Origin of the sequence: Streptomyces sp. AgN23 (genome assembly GCF_001598115.1) — a bacterium.
GTDB lineage: Bacteria > Actinomycetota > Actinomycetes > Streptomycetales > Streptomycetaceae > Streptomyces > Streptomyces antimycoticus.
In genome coordinates this window covers 8,284,300-8,304,132 of sequence record NZ_CP007153.1, presented here as the reverse complement: position 1 = coordinate 8,304,132, position 19,833 = coordinate 8,284,300, and the positions used below count along the sequence as shown (strand labels likewise).

Here is a 19,833-nt window from a genome sequence, read left to right as displayed (position 1 = left end):
TCGGACGTGAAGACGCGTCAGTTGGGGGCGTGCGGACCGTCGTAGAGGTTCCAGGGCAGGTGCTGGTATTCGTGGTCGCAGGGGGTGCCCGGGGTCACGTGGTAGTCGCCGGTGGTCAGGTCCACGCAGGAGGACAGCAGCGTCGCCCACCACTTGACCTCGGGCTGCCGGGTGTCGGGGTGGGTGCACAGCCCCTCGGGGTGGCCGAGGTGGTCGGACATGGCCTGGTGGATCAGCTTGCGGGACTCGTCCGGCGCGGTGGCCTCGCGGAGCCGGCGCAGACCGGCCTCGGCCCGGGGCACCCGGATCAGCGAATCGGAGGACTCGGGGCGGTAGCGGGCGGCGAGCTGGACGGGGACGGTGGTCTGGTAGTGGTTGCCGTGGACGAGCAGGCCCTCGGTGGGATACATCCAGCCGTGTGCGCCCGGCGTGGTCTCCAGGTCGAGGGCGAAGCCTTCGCGGCAGGTCAGCAGGGCGTTGCTGGCGATGTGGCCGCGGGTGCGGCACAGCACGTCGACCGCCCCGCTGATCGACTCGCTGTCCAGGACACGGCGGCGGATCACGGTCTGGGGCAGCCCGATGGCATCGTCGAAACGGCCGCCGAGACCATTGGCGTTGAGGGCGACGCCCGCGGAGTTGGCGCCCTGGCGGCCGATCTGCCCGGCCTCCACCTGCATGATCACGGTGGGGCGCGGGGGCTGGACGATCCGGAGCATCATGACGGTGTCCGCGACACCCGCCCGCCAGTCCCAGTTCTGGCCGCAGTAGACGTGGCCGTCGCCGCTCGCCTCCCCCAGCACGGCGAAGGATGTGCAGCCGTCGGTCACCTCCCGGTCGTCGGTGACGTCCGCCGGGGCGTCCGCCCGGGCGCGCATCCGGGCGAAGGTCTGGTCGTAGATGATCTCGCCGCGGGCGTTCAGCGCCAGCACGTCCAGGAGCCCGACCCCCGCCCCGTCGGCGATCCCGCTCATCTCCTCGACGAGTTCGGGGGCGTAGGCGCGCACCGGCTCCAGCCAGCGCTCGGCGCGCGCGGTGACCTGGTCCCAGGTCAGCCCGGACGATTCGCCGAACGCCTGCTCGTAGTAGGCGAGCGCCGCTCCGACTCTTCCGCGCGCCGCCTCGCCGTACTGGCGGCCGCGCTCGGCCGGCGGGCCGGAGATCTCGACGATGGGGAGGGTGGCGGCTGTCATGGCGCTCCTGTGTTCTGAGGCCCGGACCCACGAGGGGCTGTAATGTTTGTTTCAGAAATCAGCGTTCTTGGAACGATGAACCCAGATAGTAATGTCCGTAACAGGGAAGTCAATAGCTGTAATGAGCGAACCGAACAACGTTACCGGGGCGACACGGCTGGCCTCCGCGGTCCGGGATATGTGGGGTGAGCTGTCCGCTTCCGAGCGGGTGGTGGCCCAGTACCTGGTGAGCGCCCCACCGGAGAATCTGCTCTTCGCGAGCGCACAGGAGCTGGGCGCGGCCAGCGGCACCAGCAACGCCACCGTCGTCCGCGCGCTGCAGCGCCTCGGCTACGCCGGGCTGCCCGCGCTCAAGCGGGAGCTGGCCGCCGGTTTCACCTCCGCGACCGCCCCCGAGGAGCGGCTCAAGCAGCGCATCGCCCGCGTCGGCCGCCACGATCTGGACCAGGTCAAGGACCGGGTCTTCGACGAGGCCGCGGAGCGTCTCGACCAGTGCCGCCGCCTGTTGGAGACGGATGTGCTCAAGGAAGCGGTGCACATGCTGGCGGACGCGCACGAGGTGGTCGCCTACGGCGTCGGCGCCTCGGAACTCGCCGCCCGGCATCTGGTGCTGAAGCTGCGCCGGGCCGGCCGCCGGGCGCGCTTCGTCGGCGCCACCGGCTTCACCATGGCCGACGAACTGCTGGGGCTCGGCCGCGGCGACGCGGTGGTGATCCTCCATCCCGGCCGCCGGCTGCGGGAGTTCACCGTGCTCACCGACCGGGCGCGGGCCGTCGGCGCGGGCGTCGTACTGGTCACCGACGTCCCCACGGGCCCGCTGGCCACCCATGCCGATGTGGTGATCAGCGCTCCGCACACGCCCACCGGCATCACCGCCGAATCGCTGGCCGGCATCGTCGTCATGGACACCCTCGTCCTGGCCCTCGCCTCCCTGGACGAGCCCCGGGCCGTCGAAGCCTCCCATCAACTGACCGTGCTGCGCGGCCAGTTGATCGACCGGTCCGAGCCCCGGCCACGCAAGAGCTGACCGCCCGGGCCGGACCCCGCGACCCTCGAGGATCAAAGGACGCCATGCACCGCGAACCGCCGCCCGTCTGGCCGGACGGGGCCCGCTGGCGCCGTCATGCTCAGCTTCGACCACATCGGGCGCACGGGCGACGTGTGGTTCGCCCCGGGCGCCCAGATCGCCGGCTGGTGGCGATCGCAGGCGCGGCCCCCGAGGAGCGTGGCATGACGAGGACGGACCCGCCCACCCCGGCAGCGGCGGCACCGCCGGGACCGGCGGCACCGGCGGCACCGGTGCCCGGCGGCGGCAACCACGCCCGCGGCGGCCGGAGGGCGCCCGCTGCGCGGTGGCGCCGACCCTCACCCTGGACGCCGAGCTGTCCTGGCTCCGGCCGCACCCGTCAGCCAGGCACCGGCCCAAGACCCTCTCGCCGGGACGTACGGGATCCGCCGGGGCGTTCCGCGGCTGCTGGAGCTGCTGGACGCGTACACGCTGCCGGCCGCCTGGTTCGTCCCCGAGCACACCGCCCTGCGCCAACCCGGCGCGGTCCGGCGGATCGCCGCCGCCGGCCATGAGATCGCCGCCGCGGCGCCCCCGCCCCCGCCCCCGCCCCCGGGGCCACGCTCGGCCCCGACGCGGTCGACGGCCTGCCCGCCGCCGCCCGGGCGCTGTGGCCGACACCAGGCATCCCGGCGGCCACCAAGGGATCGCCGCGATCCTGACCCGGAACCTCACCCAGTAGACCGGAACAGTCAGTCCAGTCGAGGGGGGACGTCATGCACAAGGAGCTGACGGCGAAGGGGAAGGCCACCCGGAACCGGATCATCGAGGGCGCGGCCGCGGTGCTGCGCGAGAAGGACGTGTCGATCGCCACCCTCGATGACGTCATGGCGCGCACCCGCACCAGCAAGAGCCAGCTCTTCATCTGCGGGCCGCGCTCGATCAGGGGATCGGGGATCTGCGGCGCGCCGCGGCCTGATCGGGGTGGCGGCGGACGGGCAGGCCACCCCCGCACCGACGGCGGCGAATGGACTTGCAAGTCCATTTTTTTCTTCGCACAGTGGCATGGCCCCCGGGCGGATCCGGGCGGTGCCCGCGCGTCCGACCTCACCGAGATCGAGGTCGTGCCCCGCGGGACATCGATGGTGCGGATAACGAGCGTGGCAGGAGCACGTGATGAGTGGACGACTGCAGGGCAAAAGGGCTCTGGTAACCGGTGCGACCAGCAACATCGGACGGGCGGTCGCGGAGAGGTTCGCCGCCGAGGGTGCGCACGTGATCGTGTCCGGGCGCAGCGCCGAGCGGGGCGCGGAGGTCGTCGGCGCCATCCGCGCGCGGGGCGGCCGGGCCGACTTCGTACCGGCGGATCTGGACGGGAGCGCCGCGGCGTCCCGCGCCCTGGCCGAGGCGGCGACGTCGGCTCTGGGCGGAGGCATCGACATCCTGGTCAACAACGCCGGCGTCTACCCCGGCGACAGCACCGTGGACACCGATGAGACGGCCTTCGACCGGGTCTACGCGGTGAATGTGAAGGCACCGTTCTTCCTGACCGCCGCGGTCGCTCCGGCCATGGCCGAGGCCGGTGGCGGGGCGATCATCAATCTGGGGTCCTGGATCGCGCGGCTGGGCATCCCAATCGGCGCGCTCTACAGCTCCACCAAGGGCGCGGTGGAGACCCTGACGCGCGCCTGGGCGGCCGAGTTCGGCCCGCGCGGCGTGCGGGTGAACGCGATCTCTCCCGGAGTGGTCCACACACCCGTACCCGGCGAGGTGCACCCGGGCGACGTCATGATGAACGGCACCCCGGCCGGGGGCCTCGGAAGTCCGCAGGCCATCGCACACGCCGCGGTCTACCTCGCCGGTGACGAGGCCGCGTTCGTCCACGGCATCGTGCTGGACGTCGACGGCGGTCGCACCACGGCGGCCGTCATCGCGGCGTAGCGGCCGCGCGGTCGCGGTCCGCCAGCGCCTCGCGCACCCGCCGGTGCTCTGGGTGGGACGCTGCCGATTCCGCTGTATGTGTTCTGGGCGCCCCAGATGGGCTTCGGTCCGTTCACCACGACGTTCCATCACTCCGTGAAGGGCGCGGCGAGCACCAGATCCTCCACGGTGGGCACCGAGAAGTCGGGGATATGACGCCGGCCGACCTCGGCGAAGGGGTGCATGAGCTCCGCCATGGGCTTGGTGCGGCACAGCGAGAGGATCGTGTCGATCGCGTTCTTCTTGAACCCCTCCCTGGGGAAGGTGGTGAGCACGTCCTCGAGAGCGTCGGACGGGAGCTGCTCGAGGTCGTTTCCGGCGAAATCCATACCGGAGCCGACGGAGATCATGGCGATCTCCGGCCTCTTCCGCGTCGCGATGCCGACGTTGGTGTGGAGGGCGATCGCGTCCCAGACCAGTTCCGCCCGTTCGGCCGGCACATGTCGTTCCGTCAGGAATCTCCGTGCGGCGTCGGCGCCGTCGACCTCGAAGCGCTCGGTCGGGGTCCGGAACGCCTCGACCAGTCCGAGGTCATGCAAAACCGCCGCGACGAATACGAGTTCCCGGTCGTAGGTGACGCCGCGTCGGTCGAATATCAGAGCGCCGAAGAGATACGTCCGCAGGGAATGATTGAAGATTGTTGCGGAGCACACTTTTTGTGCGTAGGTCACGGCTTCCCGGGCCAGCCCGCTGTCGGGAATGCGGACCCCGGCCACGGTCGAGGGCAGGGTGCCCGGGGTCGACTTCGCCCCCGTGGTGCGTGCGGCGGCAGGCGCGGTGGATGCCGTGGTGGCGAGCGCGGATATCGCTCCCACCGCGGCGATACCGGCGCCGTGTTGCAGCATCGTACGCCGGGCGAATTTCTTTGCGCTCTTGTTCTCGTCGGTCATCTGAGGGGCTCTCTCATCGGCGGTTGATTTACCGAGAGCCTACGAATGCGCCGTCGAGTCAAACAGCGGCGAGAATGCCAAACAGCTCCCGATTCTCGCCACCCGGGGTGCTCAGAACATGCGGGGCCGGCCCGAGGAGGCCCGGAGTCCACCGTCGACCGGGAGCTGGACGCCATTGACGAACCGGGCATCGGCACTGGCCGGGAAGGCGATGACGTCGGCGACCGCCACCCGCCTGGTCACGGAAGCCGGAGGAACCTGGAGCCGATACGCCCCTGGCGACCACACACGGTGACACCAGGACCGACCTCAACGAGGAATACGCGACACCTCAACCTGCGAGCCGCCAGTCCCGAGGCCGACATAGCCGCGCGTCGGCGTGCTCGCGGTGGACGCGGACGGGTACCGGGCGCTGGTCTCCTACGGCGAGATCGCCCCGGGCTCCGACAACCGGGGCGCGATCCTCGCCGTCGAGCAGGACGAGGCGCCGCTGGCCCGGCCCCGGCTGGTCGTGATCGGCGAGGTCACCGAGGGATCTCAGCGGTGTGCGCGGGTAGGTAGCGCTCGCCCATCACCTGGTCGCTCAGCGGGTTCAGCGCGGCCAGCGCCTCGGCGTCCAGGGTGAGCTCCAGCGCGGCCGCGTTCTGCTCCAGCCGGGCCGGGCTGCGGGTGCCCGGAATGGTCGCCACCGCCACCCCGAGCCGCTCGGCCTGGGCGTACACCCAGGCCAGCGCCACCTGGGCCGGGGTGGCACCCAGCCGGTCGGCCACCTCGCGCACGGTCTGCGCGATCTTCTCGTTGGCCTCGCCCGCCTCGCCGGCGAAGCGGGGGTTGGCGCGCCGGAAGTCCTTCTCGCCCAGCGTGGAGCGGTCCAGGGCGCCGGTCAGGAACCCCCGCCCCAGCGGCGAGTACGGCACCAACCCGACCCCCAGCTCGGCCATCACCGGGGTGACCGCCTCGACGTCGCGGGTCCACAGCGAGTACTCGCTCTGCACCGCGGTGATCGGGTGCACCGCATGCGCCCGGCGCAGCAACTCGCCGTCGACCTCGGACAGTCCCAGATGGCGGACCTTGCCCGCCTCGACCAGCTCGGCCATCGCCCCGACGGTCTCCTCGATCTCCACGTCCTGGGGCGGGCGGTGGGCGTAGTACAGGTCGATCACCTCGACGCCCAGCCGCAGCAGCGAAGCGTCGCAGGCGCGCAGCACGTAGTCCCGGGCACCGCGGATGCGGCGTGCCCGGTCACCGGCGCTGCGGTCGATGCCGAACTTGGTGGCCAGCTGCACCTGGTCCCGGCGGCCGTGGATGGCCCGGCCCACCAGCACCTCGTTGTGCCCGGTGCCGTAGGCGTCGGCGGTGTCCAGGAACGTGATGCCCAGCTCCAGGGCCCGGTTGATGGTGGCCAGGCCGCCGTCCCAGTCGGCGGCGCCGTAGCTCTCGCTCATCCCCATGCACCCCAGGCCCATCGCGCTGACGGTGAGACCGGGCGAACCGAGCGCGGTTCGGGTGATCATGCGCGGATACTCCTCCTGCCCGGCGGACCGGGCGGTACCTCGAGGGCTGACGAATGCCTTCGACACTAGGATTTGGAGCGCGCTCGAAGTCAAGCCGGAGGACCGGCCCCCGCCGACGGGGCAGGCGAACCACACGCCCCGGCCGGCGCCGCCCCGGCGGGCCCCGGCGGGCCCCGGACAGCATTCTGGTCCGTGCGGCCTCCTGCGCGGGCGGCACGCCCACGAGGGCCTCACTTCCACAGCGGCACCCGCGACCGGGGCAGCGGATCGCCGGGCGCCGGGTGGTTCACGCTGGGGGCGCCCTTCACCCAGTCCCATAGACAGGTGTCGAAAGAGCCGAAGGCTTCCTGGATCTTGGTCAGCACGGTCGACCAGGACAGCCCCGCCTGGGCCCCTTCCAGGAGCAGCATTTCGAACAAGTGCCGGTCGTCGTGCGCGGGACGGCCCCACTCCGTGTCGTGGTGGGCCGCTTCGCGTCGAAGCTCAGCGCCCACGCGCAGCGGCGGTCGGTCAGGTACCGGTTCCGGGGAACATCTGGACGGCTTCCGGCAGATGCCACGGGTGGGGAGCGATCAGCTCGCTGATGGCCGGTTCGGGGCCCCATGAGCCGGGGGCGTACGGCTGGACCGGCGGTGGGTTCTCCAGGAGGGGCGTGGACGCCCGCCAGATGTGTTCGATGCCGTCGGACCGGGTGAACAGCGACTGGTCGCCCAGCATGGCGTCCAGAATCAGGCGTTCGTAGCCTTCGAGCCCGTTTTCCTCGCAGAAGGAGCCGGCGTAGCCGAAGGTCATCGTCGCCGGTTCGAGCCGCATGGCGGGGCCGGGTTCCTTGGCGAGGAAGGCGGCGGCGATCCACCCGGGGTCCCCGAAGTCGATCACGATCTTGTTGCCGCAGTCCTGCCGCTGATCGGTGAGTTCGGTGGCGAACATCCGCAGGGGCGGCTCGCGCAGTCCGAGGGTGATCACCTGGCGGCGCTGTGCGAGGCTCTTGCCGGAGCGCAGGTAGAACGGGACTCCGACCCACCGCCAGTTGTCCACCTCCATCCGCAGCGCGGTGAACGTCTCGGTCGACGAATCGGGGGCGACCCCCGGTTCGTCGCGGTAGCCCTCGTACTGGCCGCGCACGACATGTGCGGGTTCGATGGGGCGCAACGCCTCGAAGACCTTGTCCTTCTCGTCGCGCAACGGCCGGGCGGCGAGCGAGACCGGTGGGTCCATCGCCACGATGCCGAGCACCTGGATCAGATGCGTGACGATCATGTCGCGGAAGGCCCCGGTGCCTTCGTAGAAGTGGGCACGGCCTTCGAGTCCGAGCGTCTCAGGCACGTCGACCTGCACATAGCTGATGTGGTCGCGGTTCCAGATGGGTTCGAACATCCCGTTGGCGAAGCGGAGGGCGAGGATGTTGTCCACCGACTCCTTGCCGAGGAAGTGATCGATGCGGAAGACCTGGGATTCGTCGAACACGGTGTGGATGGTCTCGTTGAGCGCTTGTGCCGACGCGAGATCGGTGCCGAAGGGCTTCTCCACGATCACCTTCGCGTTCTTTGCCAGGTCCGTGTCGCCGAGCAGGCCGATGATGGACGCGAACGCCGAGGGCGGGATGGCCAGGTGGAACAGTCTGCGTGACGCCCCGCCGAGGGACTCCTCGGCCGCCCGTACGGCCGCGAGCAGCGGGCCCGGGTCCTGGGGGTCGGCCGCGCCGAAGGACAGCGACTCCTCGAAGGTCTTCCACACCGGCCCGGTGGGCTTGGACCGCCCGAAGGTGGCCACGGCGTCGTGCGCGAGGGCGCGGAACGCGTCGTCGCTCATGGCCGAGCGAGCCGGTGTCGAGCCCACGATGCGGTAGCCGTCGGGGAGGAGGCCCGCCGTGGCGAGGTGGAACAGCCCGGGCAGGAGTTTGCGCTTGGCGAGGTCCCCCGTGGCGCCGAAGAGCACGATCACATGGTCGTCCGGCCCGCTCATCGCCCACTCCGCTGCTCGGCGTGCCCACCGAACTCACTGCGCATGGCGGACAGCACCCGGTCGGCGAACTCGCCGAGGCCCCGGGACGCGAACCGGTCGGTGAGCGCCGTGGTGATCACCGCGGCGGGTACGCCCTCGTCGACCGCGGCCCGTACCGTCCATCGCCCTTCACCGGAGTCCGAGACGCGCCCGGTGAAGTCGTCCAGCTTCGGTGACCGGGCCAGTGCGTCCGCGGTGAGGTCGACGAGCCAGGAGCCCACGACCGAGCCGCGGCGCCACACTTCGGCGACCTCGCCGACGTCGATCTCGTACTGGTACGCCTCCGGCTCGCGCAGCGGGGTGGTCTCCGCGTCCACGGAGCGCTTGCGGAGCCCGGCGTCCGCGTGCTCGATGATGCTGAGCCCCTCGGCGATCGCGGCCATCATTCCGTACTCGACCCCGTTGTGGACCATCTTCACGAAGTGGCCTGCCCCGCTGGGACCGCAGTGCAGATAGCCTTCCGGCGCCGACCCGTTGGCGTGTCTGCTCGGTGTGGGCTCGGCCGTGCCGGTGCCGGGCGCGATGGTGCGGAAGATGGGGTCGAGCCGGGTGACGGGCTCCCGCTCGCCGCCGATCATGAGGCAGTAGCCGCGTTCAAGTCCCCAGACCCCGCCCGATGTTCCGCAGTCCAGATAGTGCAGCCGGTGCGGAGTGAGCTGTGTCGCGCGGGTGATGTCGTCGCGGTAGTAGGAGTTGCCACCGTCGATGACCGCGTCGTCCGGGTCGAGGAGGTCGGTGAGCTGATCGAGGGTGGACTGTACGACGGCGGCGGGCAGCATCAGCCAGACGGCCCGTGGCCGCTCCAGCTTCGTCACCAGGTCGCCGAGCGAGTGGGCGGCGACGGCGCCCTCGCCCTCCAGTTCCCTCACCGCGCTCTCGTTGACGTCATAGACCACACAGTGGTGGCCGTCGCGCGTCAGCCGGCGTACGAGGTTCGCGCCCATCCGGCCGAGCCCGATCATGCCGAGCTGCATGGGGGTGTCGGTAGCCATGTGCTCTCCTGTCACGTCATGGCCCGCTCAGCCCGAAGCCACCAGCTCGCGCGCCACGTGCGCGACGCGCTCGGGGGTGAATCCGAACTTCGTGAGCAGTTGTCTGAGGGGTGCGGAGGCGCCGAAGGTGTGCATTCCGACGATGACCCCGCCGTCACCGACGTACCGGTCCCAGCCGAAGGTGGAGCCCTCTTCCACCGCGACCCTTCGTGTCACCGCGGGTGGCAGCACCTGGTGGCGGTACTCCTGCGGCTGACGGTCGAACAGCTCCCAGCACGGCATGCTCACCACCCGGGAGGCGATGCCCTCGGCGGTGAGTTCCTCGTGCGCGGCCAGGGCGAGCGCCACCTCGGAGCCGGTGGCGAGCAGGATCACCTCGGGCTCGCCCGAAGGCGCGTCCGCCAGCACATAGGCACCCCAGGCGAGCCCACTGGCCGCCGCGAGCCGATCGCGGTCCAGGGTGGGCAGGGGCTGGCGGGAGAGGACCAGCGCGGCCGGCTCCCGGCGGAGGGCGGCGACCACCCGCCAGGTTTCGACGACCTCGTTCGCGTCGGCGGGACGGAAGACCAGCAGGCCGGGCGTTGCGCGCAGTCCCGCGAGCTGCTCGACGGGCTGGTGGGTGGGGCCGTCCTCGCCGACCCCGATGGAGTCGTGGGTGAAGATGTGCACGGTGGGGATCTCCATCAGCGCGGAGAGGCGGATGGCCGCCTTGGCGTAGTCGGAGAAGATCAGGAACCCGGACCAGTACGGACGGAGCTTCGTCAGCGCCATTCCGTTGGCGACGGCGGCGGACGCGTGCTCCCGGACGCCGAAGTGCAGATTGCGTCCGGACCGGGCCCCGGGCTGGAAGTCGCCCGTTCCCCCGAAGGTCAGCCGGGTCTTGGTCGACGGGGTGAGGTCGGCGGAGCCGCCGAGGACCCAGGGCACCGCCTTGGCCACGGCGTTCAGCACCTGGCCCGACGAGTCGCGGCTGGCCAGGCCCTTGGGATCGGCCGGGAAGGTGGGCAGCGCGCTCTCCCAGCCGTCCGGGAGCTCACGGCGCTGGATGCGCTCCAACTCGTCCGCGGAATCGGGGTACGCACCCCGGTAGGCGTCGAACATCTTCTCCCAGCCGGTGCGCAACTCGGCACCCCGGGCGCCGATACCCCGTGCGAACCAGTCGGACACACCGTCGGGTAGGTGGAAGTCGGCGTCGGGTGGCAGGCCGAGGGCGCGCTTGGTGGCTTTGACCCCCTCCGGCCCGAACGGCGCTCCGTGTGCCTTCGGTGAGTCCTCGACCGGGGAGCCGTAGCCGATGTGGCTGTGGACGAGGATCAGGGTCGGGCGCGCGGTCTCGGCCCGGAAGGTGTGGAAGGCGCGGCTGATCCGGTCGAGGTCGTTGGCGTCGGCGATGGTGGTCACGTTCCAGCCGTAGGCCAGGAAGCGGGCGGCGACGTCCTCGGTGAAGGTGATGTCGGTGTGGCCCTCGATGGTGACCCGGTTGGAGTCGTAGATCCAGCACAGGTTGGACAGCCGCAGGTGTCCGGCCAGCGAGGCCGCCTCGGAGGCGACGCCCTCCATCATGCAGCCGTCCCCGGCGAGCGCGTACACATCGAAGTCGAAGAGCGGGAAGTCCGGGCGGTTGAACCTCGCCCCCAGCCACCGGCCGGCGATCGCCATGCCCACGGAGGTGGCGACTCCCTGGCCGAGCGGGCCGGTGGTCGTCTCGACGCCGCTCGTCCATCGGTACTCGGGGTGTCCTGGGCAGCGCGAGTCGAGCTGCCGGAAGGACTTGAGGTCGTCGAGGGTCACCGCCGGACGGCCCAGCACCTCGTACTCGGGGTCGACCGTGCGGACACCGGTCAGGTACAGGAGCGACCAGAGGAGGGCGGAGGCGTGGCCCTCGGAGAGCACGAAGCGGTCGCGGTTCGGCCAGATCGGATCGGCGGGGTCGAAGCGCAGAAACCGCTGCCACAGGGTGTACGCGACGGGCGCCATCCCCATCGGCGTTCCGGGGTGCCCCGAATTCGCCTTCTGCACCGCGTCCATGCACAGTCCGCGGATCGTGTTCACCGACAGCGTGTCCAGGTCGGTCATGGCTACGCCGCCCTCCGTGCGCTCGATGGATGTCCGCGCCTGCGCACTGCGTCCACGGGGCTGGCCGACAGGGGCCGGAGCCGAGCTGCGGCCGTGCGATGGGGCGGGTCCGGTTGGGGAGGGACCGCCGTGCCAGACACGATGGTGGGGCGTTCGGCCGAGTGTGGGCCATCTCGTTCGCCCACTTCCACCAGCCTAGGCTCGCCCGTACCCACTCTCAACTTCGGCCGCCGGGGCTCCGGTGTGTCCGCGGACGTGTCCGCGGACGTGTCCGGTGAGCCACGAACGGGCAGGCACTGCTCCGAGGCCGCTCGTGCGGGCCCCAGGAGCACGGCTTGGAGGCGCTGGACGGCGTCGATGCGGGCCGCGGTCCAGAACGTTCCGATCGCCGCCGCGGCTCCGTATGCGCCTGTGGTGATTCCGCTCGGGTCCCTCACGGTTCCTCCCTCTGCGTCCGCCGCGCCGAGGTCACGTCTCGGTGCCTCGATGTGGCGGCCGGTCGCGAGCCCTGTGCCGAACTCGCCCCGCGGCCCGCCGATAGACGCCGGCAGCCCGGTCAGGTGTCGGATCGGACGATGGTCGCGAGGACGTCGTTGAAGGCTTCGGTGGAGGTGGGGTGGGTGTAGACGGCGTTGCGGAGCTCGGCCGCCCTGATGCCGTGCCGCATGGCGAGCGCGACGGTGTTGATGATTTCCTGCGCGTCCACGCTGAGCAGGGCGGCGCCGAGGATCTCGTCGGTCTCGGCATCGAGCACGAACTTCATCATCCCGCGGGTGTCCTCGACGATGTACGCACGCGGCATGGCGACGATCTCGGCGACCGGCTGGCTCGCGATCCTCACCTGGTGCCCCGCGGCCCGGGCCTGTTTCTCGGTGAGCCCTACGGTGGCCAGTGGCGGGGTGATGAAGACGGTGTGCGGGATGGCGACCCGGTCGTCGGTGGAGCGCTTGCCTTCGCCGAGGAGCTGGTCGAGGACGATACGGCTGTCGTCGAGGGAGACATAGGTGAACTCCGGCCCGCCGTTGACGTCTCCGAGGGCGAAGATATGCGGCCGGCTGGTGCGCAGGTGTTCATCGACCTCGACCGCCCCGCGCTCGGTGGTGCGCACACCGGCGGCCTCCAGCGCCAGATCGCCGATGACCGGTGCGCGGCCGGTGGCGGCCAGGACCGCGTCGGCCTCCAGAGTGTGCTGTCGGCCGTCCTTTTCGTAGACGACGGTCGCCGAGCTTTCGCCGTCCCGGACTTCCGTGGTGTTCGCCCCGGTCACGATCTCGATGCCCTCGTCCACCAGGATGCTCTCGGCGACGGCGGCAACGTCCTCGTCCACCAGGCCGAAGACCTTCGGGGCCGCCTCGAGCACGGTGACCTGGGATCCGAACCGCCGGTAGATGGAGGCGAATTCCATCCCGAGGTAGCCTCCGCCGATGATCGCCAGCCGTCCCGGGAGGATGGTCGTGTCGATCAGGTCGGTGCTGGTCACGGTGTACTGGCTGGACCGCAGGCCGGGGATGTCGAGAACGATCGGCTCCGATCCGGTGTTGATCAGGATCGTCTCGGCGGTGATCGTCACGGGTCCGTCGGCGCACTCGACCCGTACGGTGTGCGGATCGGTGAACGCCGCGGCTCCGGTGAGCACCGTGACGGTGTCCATGCCGTCCAGCGCGTCGTAGTTCTCGCCGCGGAACGCCTTGGTCAGCGCCTGCACCTCGGCGATGGAGCGCTCGTACCACTCCTGTGGGGCGTCCTCCGGGCGGCGCTTGCGGGAGTGGTGGACCAGTGCCTTGGTCGGCACACAGCCGACGTTCGGGCAGGTGCCGCCGTACATCTTCGCCGATCGCTCGACCATCACCACGCGCCGGCCGAGCTTGCCCAGCGTCGCGGCCACCGTCTTGCCGCCCTTGCCAAAACCGATCACGAGCAGGTCGGCTTGAAGGCTTCGGTTCGTGGTGCCCATGGTCGCTCCCCTTCTCGGCAGAGAGATGGAATCGCTTCGGGATCGGGTCGGGGTCGGGTCGGGGTCGATCCGGAATCGGATCGGGGGCGCTCCGGGGGCGCTGCCTCCGTCATTTCCACGGCACCACCAATACTTCGGCCCCGCAACTGGCCGCCTCCGGCGCCGTCACGCACCCTGGAGGCAGGCTGAGCCGGAGGAGAATGCCATGGCCGGACCGATAGCAGCGCTCTTCGACATCGACGAAACGCTGGTGCACACCGGAGGCTCGGGAAAACGGAGTTGGGCCTGGGCGTTCGACCGGTTGCACGGTGTGGCCGCCGATATCGGGGACCACACGTCGGCCGGGGAAACGGATCCGCAGGTCGGCCGGAAGACCTTCCGGGCCGTGCTCGGCCGCGAGCCCAGTCACGATGAGATGGCCCGCCTCTACGCCGCGTATCTGTGGCATCTGTCGGAGGACATCCGGGCGTCGGAGGGGTATCGCGTCCTGGACGGTGTCGAGGACACCTTGCGGCGGATCACGGACGCGGGGATCATCCTCGGGCTGATCTCCGGCGCGATGGAGGGCGCGGCCAGGATCAAGATGGAACCGGGCCAACTGGGCCGCTATTTCGTCTTCGGCGCCTACGGCTCGGACTCCCCGGACCGGGCGGAGATCACCCGCCTGGCGATGGCCAAGGCCGCCCGGCTGCACGGACACGAGCTGGCCCGGTCCGACGTCTACGTGGTCGGGGACACCCCGCGTGACATCGAGGCCGCGCGCGCGGCGAACGCGACCGCGGTCGGGGTCGCCAGCGGCCACTACACCGCCGAGGAGCTGCGGGCCGCCGAGGCCGACCACGTGCTCGCCTCGCTGACCGAACCGTTCCCGCACATCTGAGCCGGGAACGAGCGGGCCGACCACCGACCCCCGCCCCTGCCCCTGCCCCCGGCTCAGCCCGCCGCCATCGCCACCGGGCGGGACACCGACCGGCTGGCCGATCTGGCCGAGCCGGGCGTCCAGGTGCGGCAGGCCGACTTCGCCGACTCCGCCGGTCTCCACGAGGCGTTCAAGGGTGCGCGGAAGGTCCTGCTCGTGTCGACGACCACCGTCGTCGAGCGGTTCGACAACCACACCCGTGCCATCGACGCGGCCAAGCGGGCCGGTGCCCAACGGATCGCCTCCACCAGCACGCTCAACGCGCACTCCGCGAACATGATCCTCGCCGACGCCCACTCGAAGACCGAGCGGTATCTGCGCGACAGCGGCGTGCCCTGGGTCGTGCTGCGCAACGGCTGGTACCTGGACAACTACACGTCCCGGGTCCCGCTCTATCTGCAGACCGGAGCCGTGGCCGGCAGTGCCGGTACCGGCCGGGTCAGCGCCGCATCGCGACGCGACTACGCGGAGGCCGCGGCCACCGTCCTGACCTCCGAAGGCCACGCCGGCTCCGTGTACGAACTGGGCGGGGACACCGCCTTCACCCTCGCGGAGCTGGCCGCCGCGCTGTCCACCGCCTCGGACCAGGGGGTCGTCTGCCACGACCTCCCCGTCGAGCAGTACCGGAGTGGGCTGCTCGGCGCCGGGCTGCCCGCCGAAATGGCCGTGGCCGCCACTGAGGGTGCGTCCGGCCGGCTCGGCCACGCCGCCACCGCCCTCGGCGCCATCGCCCTGCTCCAGCGGCAGTCGCCGGTGCCGCCCCGCTACTCCGTCCATCGCGCGGGGACGGCCGCGCCCGGGCGAGGGGCGCGGCGTGGTGGTCGCGCGGGCGGGCGCTCCGCCTACGCCGCTCCCGGCGGTCCGGGCGGTCCGCTCGGTGTGGAGACACGCGTCATGACGATGATTTCATCGGTCTCCTCGGACGGACTCGTTCGGACGCCGCGAGACAGGGGTGAGCATGGCAGGCAGGGACGGGCGAGTGCGCACGCCCGACGACGACGCGGCCATACGGCCGTGGCCCCGCGCGGACGGCGAGCGCCTGCCTGCCGGGGAGGCGCCGTGAAGCTGTCCACCCGTATCGCCCTCGCGGTCGGCGTGAGCGTGCCCCTGCTGGTGCTGGCCTCCGGCTGGCTGCTGCTGCATCTGGTCACCGATGACCTGCGTGCGCGCCAGGACTCCCAGTTGCGCGCCCGCGCGACGGTCCTCGCCAAGAACGCCAAGGCGTACCTGGAGGTGGCCGGGAGCGACCGCCCGGTCATGGAGCAGGCCCGGCAGCGGCGGCTGGTCAACTCCGCGCGGGACGTGGGCGTCCGGCTGACCGCCCCCGGGGCCCCCGGGGGCACGATCACGGCCGGCCCGCAGCCCGATCCGTTCCCCTCGCTGCCCCGCAGTGCGCCGAAGCCGGTCACCGTGACCTCCGGCGACACGGACTGGCTGGCCCTGTCGCTGCGTGTCGGTGCCGCGAAGAAGGGCAGCTCACCGCCGAATCTGTGGCTGTTCTCGCCGGACACCGCCGAGGAGGAGCTGGCGCTGGTGCGCCGGCGGGTCGTGCTCGGGGCGCTGGTCGCCGCGCCCCTGGCCGGGGCCACCACCTGGGTCATCGCCACCCGGGCGGTCCTGCCGCTGCGGCGGCTGCAGCGGCGTACCAGCGGCCTGGACCCCAGGGCCAGCGCCGCGCGCCTCGAGCACACCCCGACCCGTATCGCCGAGGTCGACGACCTGGCGTACACGCTGCAGACGGTGCTCGCCCGCTACGACGGGCAGGTCGAACGCACCGGGGAGGCGCTGGCCACCGCCCGCGCGTTCGCCGCGACCGCGTCCCACGAGCTGCGCACCCCGCTGATGAGTATGCGCACCAACATCGACATCCTCACCGACCACCCCGGCCTGGATCCCGGCGACCGGGCGGAGGTGCTCGAGGACCTGGGGCGCGAACACGCCCGGCTGCTCGGGTTGCTCGTGATGCTCAGGGCCCTCGCGCAGGGCGACCTGGTCGAGGCGGACGCGTTCGGGTCGCTGGAGCTGGCGGAGCTGGTGGACGCGTCGGTCTCCGACCTGCGGCGCACCCACGCGGGCGCCGAGGTGTCCGTGCGCACCACCACCGGGCTGCTGGTGCACGGCTGGGAGGAAGGGCTGCGCTCGGCGGTGGACAACCTGCTGACCAACGCCTGGACCCACGGCCGCGCCGCCGACGGTACCGCCCGCATCGAGGTCACCCTCCGCCCGTCCCGCGACCCGCGTGAACCGGCCGCGGTGCTCACCGTGGACGACCACGGCCCCGGCATCCCGCCCGAGCGCCGCGAGGAGGTCTTCCAGCGGTTTCTGCGGGGCCCGGACAGCCCCGGCTCCGGCCTCGGTCTGACCCTGGTCGCCCAGCAGATCGACCTGCACCGGGGCCGGATCGCCGTGCTGGACCGGCCCGACGGACGGCCCGGGGCACGCTTCGAGGTGCGGCTGCCGGCCACCGACGTCCGGGACGTGGAGAACACCCTGCCGCTCCTGCGCCGGGACTGGCTGACCGGCCGCCACCGGCCGGCGCCCACCTCCGAAACCCAGGTGTGAGCCGCGGGGACACCGAGCGCGGTCCCGAGCAGGGCCGTACGGCCGCCATCCGCCGTGCCATGGAGCTTCGCGGCCGCCCGCCCCTTCATCGCGGCCGCTCACCCTTCATGACGTTGACGAGCAGTTCGCAGAAGGCCGCGGGTTGTTCCAGCGGTGCGAGATGTCCCGCGCCCGGGATGACCACCACTTCACCCGCGCCCAGGTCACGCGCCAGACTCTCGCCCCCGTGGAAGAAGTCGGGCATGTCGTGCTCGCCGACGCCCACCACGGCCGGGATACGGAGGGTGCGCAACGCGGCCGGGTCCTCGTCCAGCGGGTCCGCCGCCCGCGCCGGTTCACCATGGGTGAGCTGGGACCGCAACTGGTCGCGCAGCATGCGGGCCGCGTGGGCCCGCGCTTCGCGGGGTGCGTCCGCCGCCGTCCAGGCGTCGACCCCCGCCCGTACGGCGGCGTCGATGTCGCCGGCGTCCAGTGCCGTTCTCTCGCTGTCCCAGGCCCACCGCAGGCGAGGGGAAGGGGGTTGGTCATGGGGGCGGTAGCCCACCAGGACCAGGCCCGCCACTCGGCCGGGTGCCGTGACGGCCACCTGGAGCGCCACCAGCGCCCCGAGCGAGTTCCCGGCCAGTACGAAGCGGTCGACCCCGAGGTGGTCGAGCGTGTCGAGGACGTCCGCCCAGGGTGCCACCACGCGCTCGTCGGGCACGAGCGCCGCACCGTGGCCGGGCAGGTCCAGGGCGATCGCCCGGACGCCGGCCTCGGCGAGCAGCGGAAGGTGTGCCCGCCACATGGTCCGATCCGTGGGCCGGGCGTGGAGCAGGACGACGGCGCGCCCGTGGCCCGCCTCGTCAAAGGGCAGCAGCATGGATCGGCCTTTCGTCGGTGAAGGTGCGCAAGGGAAGGCCGGCTTCGCGGGCGTGGCCGTCATGCGGCGCCGGTGAGCTCGTCGATCTCTTCGCCGCTCAGGCGCAGTTGTGCCGTGGCCACGTTGTCCTCCAGATGGGCCACCTTGGAGGTGCCGGGGATGGGCAGCATGGCCTCGGAGCGGGCCAGCAGCCAGGCGAGTGCGACCTGGGAGGGGGCGACGCCGTGTGCGGAGGCGATGCGGTCGACCGGTCCGCCGGGCCGGGTGAGTCGGCCGGCGCCCACCGGGGCCCAGGGGATGAAACCGATGCCGTGACGGGTGCAGTGGTCGAGCACGTCGGCGGAGCCGCGGTCGGTGAGGTTGTAGCGGTTCTGGACGGTGGCGATGTCGGCGATCCGCCGGGCCTGCTCGATCTGGTCGACGGTCACCTGGGACAGGCCGATCGCGACGATCTTTCCTTCGTCCTGGAGCGCCCTCAATTCACCCACCTGGTCCTCCAGCGGGACCTTCGGGTCGACGCGATGCAACTGGAACAGGTCGATGTGGTCCAGCCCGAGGCGCCGCAGGCTCATCTCGGCCTGCTGGCGCAGGTATTCCGGGCGCCCGACCGGCGGCCATGCCGCGGGGCCCAGGCGCACCGGTCCCTGATCGGTCTCGATCACGTCGGGGCCGTTGCGGGTGAGACCGGCCTTGGTCGCGATGAGGACGTCGTCCGGATAGGGGTGGATGGCCTCCCGGATGATCTCCTCGCTGACGTGCGGCCCGTAGGAGTCGGCGGTGTCGATCAGCTGGACGCCGAGTTCGACGGCGCGGCGGACCACGCGGAGGCACTCCTCGCGGTCGTCGGGTTCGCCCCATACGCCGAGCCCGGTGAGTCGCATGGCGCCGAAGCCCAGACGGGCGACCTTCTTCCCGGCGACCTCGAAACTGCCGGTGGCGTGGGCGAGGGATGCGGTCACGAGTGGAGTTTTCCTTCCTCTGTGGTGGTGCTCCGTTCGGCGGAAGCGGTGCTCTGCTCGGCGGAAGCGGCGCTCTGCTCGGCCGACCGGCGCAGCAGGATCAGGCCATCGCCGCTGGTGCTGCCGGGTTCCGCGCTGTAGACGGACAGGTGCTGTCCCGGGGCGCTGGTGACGGCCAGCGCTTCGAAGTGCAGATGGAGTTCACCGACCCGCGGATGCCGGAAGTGCTTGTCCTCGTGGGTGCGTGGGCGGACCTCGTAGCGGGCCCACAAAGTGGCGAACGCGGGACTGCGCACGCTCAGCTCGCCGACGACGCGTTCGATGCGCTCATCGCCCGGGAACCGCGACGACGACGCCCGCAGGTTGTTCACCGCGGTCTGCGCCGCCTTCTCCCAGTCACCGTAGAACTCCTGGGCGAAGGGATCAAGGAAGATCATCCGGAGCAGGTTGTCGTACCGGGCGAAGCCGCGGTACAGCTCCCGCGCCATCGCGTTCGCGGCGAGGACGTCCTGGGCCGCGCCGACGACGAAGGCGGGCACGTCGTGCATGCCGTCCATCAGCCGCCGCAGTTCGGGACTGACGGTCGCCGCCGAGGACCCGGACGGTCCGAGGACGGGCAGGCCGAGCCGGAACAGATGCGCGGCCGCGGCGTCGTCGAGCCTCAGCGCCCGGGCGATTGCCTGGAGCACCTGCTCGGACGGGTGCCGCTCACGGCCCTGCTCGAGCCGGATGTAGTAGTCCGTGCTCACACCCGCGAGCAGCGCCACCTCATCCCGCCGCAGACCGGGAACCCGGCGGGAAGGGTCGTCGGGGAATCCGACCTCGGGCGGTGCGGTCATCGCGCGGCGGGCCCGCAGATACTCACCGAGTTTGTTCTCGCTTTCCACGCCGACCAGGCTAATCAGGACAAGGGAGCCACGGGTGG

15 protein-coding genes and 2 pseudogenes are annotated in these 19,833 nt (G+C 71.5%); 5 read left to right on the top strand and 12 right to left on the bottom strand.

The window, feature by feature from the left end; translation table 11 throughout:
- Nucleotides 1–17: 17 nt before the first annotated feature.
- Nucleotides 18–1,190, bottom strand: coding sequence for a C45 family peptidase (locus AS97_RS35980; protein ID WP_059144279.1), 1,173 nt, complete (start codon nt 1,188–1,190; stop codon nt 18–20).
- Between the two features lie 121 nt (nt 1,191–1,311).
- On the opposite strand from AS97_RS35980, the gene AS97_RS35975 reads away from it, so the two are divergent.
- The 3 genes and pseudogenes from AS97_RS35975 (at nt 1,312) to AS97_RS35965 (ending at nt 4,137) form a co-directional block, all read left to right on the top strand.
- Complete coding sequence (locus tag AS97_RS35975) at nt 1,312–2,217, top strand: MurR/RpiR family transcriptional regulator (RefSeq protein ID WP_125760384.1); 906 nt, start codon at nt 1,312–1,314, stop codon at nt 2,215–2,217.
- A gap of 755 nt (nt 2,218–2,972) precedes the next feature.
- Nucleotides 2,973–3,119 (top strand): annotated as a pseudogene (locus AS97_RS47860) (TetR/AcrR family transcriptional regulator); the annotation flags it as partial.
- A gap of 253 nt (nt 3,120–3,372) precedes the next feature.
- The gene (locus AS97_RS35965; RefSeq protein WP_059144277.1) at nt 3,373–4,137 is read left to right on the top strand and encodes a glucose 1-dehydrogenase; all 765 of its coding nucleotides are present in this window, start codon (nt 3,373–3,375) and stop codon (nt 4,135–4,137) included.
- Between the two features lie 128 nt (nt 4,138–4,265).
- Here the strand turns inward: AS97_RS35965 and AS97_RS35960 are convergent, their stop codons facing one another.
- The 8 genes and pseudogenes from AS97_RS35960 to AS97_RS35930 all read right to left on the bottom strand — a co-directional run bounded on the left by AS97_RS35960 (nt 4,266) and on the right by AS97_RS35930 (nt 13,606).
- The gene (locus tag AS97_RS35960) at nt 4,266–5,066 is read right to left on the bottom strand and encodes an HD domain-containing protein (RefSeq protein ID WP_086707658.1); all 801 of its coding nucleotides are present in this window, start codon (nt 5,064–5,066) and stop codon (nt 4,266–4,268) included.
- A 111-nt stretch (nt 5,067–5,177) separates the two neighbouring features.
- Nucleotides 5,178–5,309 (bottom strand): hypothetical protein, encoded by a 132-nt coding sequence (locus tag AS97_RS48725; protein WP_260613522.1) that lies wholly within the window; start codon nt 5,307–5,309, stop codon nt 5,178–5,180.
- A gap of 281 nt (nt 5,310–5,590) precedes the next feature.
- Nucleotides 5,591–6,580, bottom strand: coding sequence for an aldo/keto reductase (locus tag AS97_RS35955; protein ID WP_059144275.1), 990 nt, complete (start codon nt 6,578–6,580; stop codon nt 5,591–5,593).
- 353 nt (nt 6,581–6,933) lie between these two features.
- A pseudogene (locus AS97_RS47855) lies at nt 6,934–7,080 on the bottom strand (DNA-3-methyladenine glycosylase I); the annotation flags it as partial.
- A 10-nt stretch (nt 7,081–7,090) separates the two neighbouring features.
- Nucleotides 7,091–8,545, bottom strand: coding sequence for a glucose-6-phosphate dehydrogenase (zwf, locus tag AS97_RS35945; protein WP_059144274.1), 1,455 nt, complete (start codon nt 8,543–8,545; stop codon nt 7,091–7,093).
- Nucleotides 8,542–9,558, bottom strand: a complete 1,017-nt coding sequence (gene gnd, locus AS97_RS35940; protein ID WP_210567355.1) for a phosphogluconate dehydrogenase (NAD(+)-dependent, decarboxylating) — start codon at nt 9,556–9,558, stop codon at nt 8,542–8,544. The genes zwf and gnd overlap by 4 nt, the downstream gene beginning before the upstream one ends.
- Before the next feature lie 45 nt (nt 9,559–9,603).
- A complete protein-coding gene (tkt, locus tag AS97_RS35935; RefSeq protein ID WP_059144272.1) occupies nt 9,604–11,652 on the bottom strand; it encodes a transketolase in 2,049 nt (682 codons plus the stop codon).
- 556 nt (nt 11,653–12,208) lie between these two features.
- The gene (locus tag AS97_RS35930; protein WP_086707664.1) at nt 12,209–13,606 is read right to left on the bottom strand and encodes an FAD-dependent oxidoreductase; all 1,398 of its coding nucleotides are present in this window, start codon (nt 13,604–13,606) and stop codon (nt 12,209–12,211) included.
- Nucleotides 13,607–13,811: 205 nt separating this feature from the next.
- Between AS97_RS35930 and AS97_RS35925 the strand changes: the two genes are divergently transcribed.
- Together AS97_RS35925 and AS97_RS47850 are read left to right on the top strand one after the other, a co-directional pair.
- Nucleotides 13,812–14,486, top strand: coding sequence for an HAD family hydrolase (locus AS97_RS35925; RefSeq protein WP_210566373.1), 675 nt, complete (start codon nt 13,812–13,814; stop codon nt 14,484–14,486).
- Nucleotides 14,487–14,522: 36 nt separating this feature from the next.
- A complete protein-coding gene (locus tag AS97_RS47850; RefSeq protein WP_349017643.1) occupies nt 14,523–17,087 on the top strand; it encodes an ATP-binding protein in 2,565 nt (854 codons plus the stop codon).
- 85 nt (nt 17,088–17,172) lie between these two features.
- Here the strand turns inward: AS97_RS47850 and AS97_RS35910 are convergent, their stop codons facing one another.
- The 3 genes from AS97_RS35910 to AS97_RS35900 are packed head-to-tail and all read right to left on the bottom strand — an operon-like array spanning nt 17,173 to nt 19,795.
- Nucleotides 17,173–17,949 carry an alpha/beta hydrolase gene (locus tag AS97_RS35910; RefSeq protein ID WP_210566372.1) on the bottom strand — a complete coding sequence of 259 codons (777 nt, stop codon included), beginning with the start codon at nt 17,947–17,949 and terminating at the stop codon, nt 17,173–17,175.
- A 59-nt stretch (nt 17,950–18,008) separates the two neighbouring features.
- The gene (locus tag AS97_RS35905) at nt 18,009–18,908 is read right to left on the bottom strand and encodes an aldo/keto reductase (protein ID WP_210566371.1); all 900 of its coding nucleotides are present in this window, start codon (nt 18,906–18,908) and stop codon (nt 18,009–18,011) included.
- On the bottom strand, nt 18,905–19,795 hold the full coding sequence (locus AS97_RS35900) for a helix-turn-helix transcriptional regulator (protein ID WP_210566370.1): 891 nt from the start codon (nt 19,793–19,795) through the stop codon (nt 18,905–18,907). Before AS97_RS35900 ends, AS97_RS35905 begins: the two co-directional genes overlap by 4 nt.
- Nucleotides 19,796–19,833: the final 38 nt, after the last annotated feature.

Excerpts from the sequence above, each read along its gene's own strand:
- AS97_RS35980 (WP_059144279.1), bottom strand. The coding sequence starts at position 1,190 with ATGACAGCCGCCACCCTCCCCATCGTCGAGATCTCCGGCCCGCCGGCC.
- AS97_RS35975 (WP_125760384.1), top strand. The coding sequence starts at position 1,312 with ATGAGCGAACCGAACAACGTTACCGGGGCGACACGGCTGGCCTCCGCG.
- AS97_RS35965 (WP_059144277.1), top strand. The coding sequence starts at position 3,373 with ATGAGTGGACGACTGCAGGGCAAAAGGGCTCTGGTAACCGGTGCGACC.
- AS97_RS35960 (WP_086707658.1), bottom strand. The coding sequence starts at position 5,066 with ATGACCGACGAGAACAAGAGCGCAAAGAAATTCGCCCGGCGTACGATG.
- AS97_RS35955 (WP_059144275.1), bottom strand. The coding sequence starts at position 6,580 with ATGATCACCCGAACCGCGCTCGGTTCGCCCGGTCTCACCGTCAGCGCG.
- zwf (WP_059144274.1), bottom strand. The coding sequence starts at position 8,545 with ATGAGCGGGCCGGACGACCATGTGATCGTGCTCTTCGGCGCCACGGGG.
- gnd (WP_210567355.1), bottom strand. The coding sequence starts at position 9,558 with ATGCAGCTCGGCATGATCGGGCTCGGCCGGATGGGCGCGAACCTCGTA.
- tkt (WP_059144272.1), bottom strand. The coding sequence starts at position 11,652 with ATGACCGACCTGGACACGCTGTCGGTGAACACGATCCGCGGACTGTGC.
- AS97_RS35930 (WP_086707664.1), bottom strand. The coding sequence starts at position 13,606 with ATGGGCACCACGAACCGAAGCCTTCAAGCCGACCTGCTCGTGATCGGT.
- AS97_RS35925 (WP_210566373.1), top strand. The coding sequence starts at position 13,812 with ATGGCCGGACCGATAGCAGCGCTCTTCGACATCGACGAAACGCTGGTG.
- AS97_RS35910 (WP_210566372.1), bottom strand. The coding sequence starts at position 17,949 with ATGCTGCTGCCCTTTGACGAGGCGGGCCACGGGCGCGCCGTCGTCCTG.